2 protein-coding genes are annotated in these 2,437 nt (G+C 32.0%); both read left to right on the top strand.

The genetic code is table 11. From position 1 onward, the window contains the following. The first annotated feature begins 431 nt into the window (after nt 1-431). Complete coding sequence (locus tag LV89_RS24765; RefSeq protein ID WP_109745676.1) at nt 432-1,391, top strand: ParA family protein; 960 nt, start codon at nt 432-434, stop codon at nt 1,389-1,391. 6 nt (nt 1,392-1,397) lie between these two features. Beyond that, the gene (locus tag LV89_RS24770; RefSeq protein WP_109745675.1) at nt 1,398-2,354 is read left to right on the top strand and encodes a ParB N-terminal domain-containing protein; all 957 of its coding nucleotides are present in this window, start codon (nt 1,398-1,400) and stop codon (nt 2,352-2,354) included. Nucleotides 2,355-2,437: the final 83 nt, after the last annotated feature.

Here is a 2,437-nt window from a genome sequence, read left to right on the forward strand (position 1 = left end):
CAGTCAAAATCTATGTGGCTAAATAAACCTTTTTATATACTCGCCCCGTCGTTTCGGAGTGCAAAGTTGCACCTTTTATTTTAAACTACCAAACTCAATAAAGAAAAAAGAAATAAAAAAAATGTAAGTTACTTATACACATACATTTACAACTGTACTTTTTTTTCTATTTAATACTTTATAATACTTAAAATGTTAAAATTGACGAAAATTTGTATCTGTGGATAGTATGCTTTGGTATTAATAAATTTGAATACTATTATGAATAGAAGAATTAAAGTCGATAAAATAAATTTATGCGATTATGGCTTTGATAATTTAGATTTAGATAAGAATGTGGTTTGACAGCAATATTAAACTGTTTAACAAATAGTGGATGTTTGAAATCATAAACAGTAGGTATAATTTTGTTTAAAATTATAAACATGGATATGCTCACTCAAGATACTTTATTAAAATTTCTCAAACGTCGTTCTGCAATTTCAATTGCCACTTTGGAAAGAGAAGCCCAATTACCTAAAAATACTCTTTCAGGCGTTTTAAGTGGTTCAAGGAATTTGAACGAAAAACATTTACTCGATTTATATCCTGTTGTGACGAAATATGGGTTTAGTCAAGAAGCATTTGAAAAAGCTCGTGTAATCTCAATTATCAATCATAAAGGTGGTGTAGGTAAAACAACTACAACTGCTTACTTGGGAGAAGCATTGGCCAATCAAGGATTTAAAGTTCTTTTAATTGATATTGACCCTCAGGGCAGTTTAAGTGAAGTTTTAAATATAAGAGTGGGAGAGACTCAGGTTTTTCATTCATTGCTCAATCTTGAAGTTCCGTTAGCAATACAAAATATTCAGACAAACTTAGATATTGCTCCAAGTGATATAGAATTAAGTTCTGCGGAAAAAGAACTGAGTAATAAAATTGGGGGAGAGTTACGTCTTAAAGTTGCCATCAATAAAATATCTAAGAATTACGATTTCATTCTTATTGACTGTCCACCTTCTTTGAATATTCTCACAATAACCGCAATGCAGGCTTCCAATAGTTGTCTTATCACAACTCTTCCTGAACAACTTGCCTATAAAGGTTTAGTGGTATTATTGGAAAGAATAGCCGAAGTTAGGACTTTATTAAACCCTGCTTTAGAACTGGACGGGATTGTTTTCACTATGGTCAAAAATAACACTATCCATCGTGAATATAAAGAATTGATTCGTCAGCAGTTTTCAAATTTAAAGGTTTTTAATTCTGAAATTAAACATTTGATAGACTTTCAAAAAGCAATGGTCGAGCAACTCACTATTAATGTTTTTAGTAAAAATTCAGAAGCAGCAAGCTCTTACAAAAATTTAGGAGCAGAATATTTACAATCATTAGACAACCGAAACTAAACCGTTATGGCAAAGAAAACATTAGCCGAAAAAATGGCAGCCAATAGTCGAGCTGTCTATGAAGGGATGAAAACTAATACTATTGGTAGTTTCAGTTCTATGGAAACTATTAAACAGAATATTCTCATTTTAGATGAATTACAAAACCTTATTCCTCCATTATTAGAATCTGAATATTTAGCTTTGAAGGAAAACCTTCAAAAACATGGTTGTAAAGACCCTTTGAAACTTTGGCAAACGACGAATAAGACACTTTCTCTTGCTGGGGTGTCAGAAGAGTCCGTTTACGTACTAATTGACGGTCACAATCGATTTAAACTATGTACAGAGCTACAAATACCTTTTAATATTCAAATAGATAACTTCGATTCGTTAAAAGATGTCCGAGATTTCATGATAGACTTTCAATTGAGCCGCCGTAATATCACGCCACAACAAGCGTCATATTTACGAGGTTTGAGATACAATACGGAAAAGCGAGATATTGTAGATAATTTCCAAAATCAAACATCTAAGACAAATCTCCCAAATGGCCATAATGACCATTTAGGAGATTTAAAAAGAAAGACAACAGCTCAAGAACTGGGGACACATTTCAATGTCGGTGAAAAAACAATTCGTCGAGATGCTGAATTTGCTCGAGGCTTGGATAAATTAGATTCCACCTTTCGTCAAGATATTCTGAAGGGCATAGTCAAAGTCGAAAAAAACAAGATTCAAAAAATTAGCCAAACACCTAAAGACACTGAACCAATAAAATCACTTGACGAATTAAATGCAGTTTATAACAATTTGCAAAAAAACTCATCAACATCCGGAGATGCTTCAGATTTAAAAACCATTGACCAAAAATATTTAGAACTGACCATCTACCTCCAAACTTTCTATCATTCTTCAAATCATACTCCCTCGGATATTACTAAATTAAAAACAGTATTTAACAATTTTCTTTCCGCTCTTTAAATTTTAAAAAAGAGCGGAAAAAACAAACACCATAAAAGTAGTTTTCCACCTAATTTTCCAACATATAGCAGAGTATTTTTTTT

This window comes from Arcicella aurantiaca (assembly GCF_003148625.1).
Classification (GTDB): Bacteria; Bacteroidota; Bacteroidia; order Cytophagales; family Spirosomataceae; genus Arcicella; species Arcicella aurantiaca.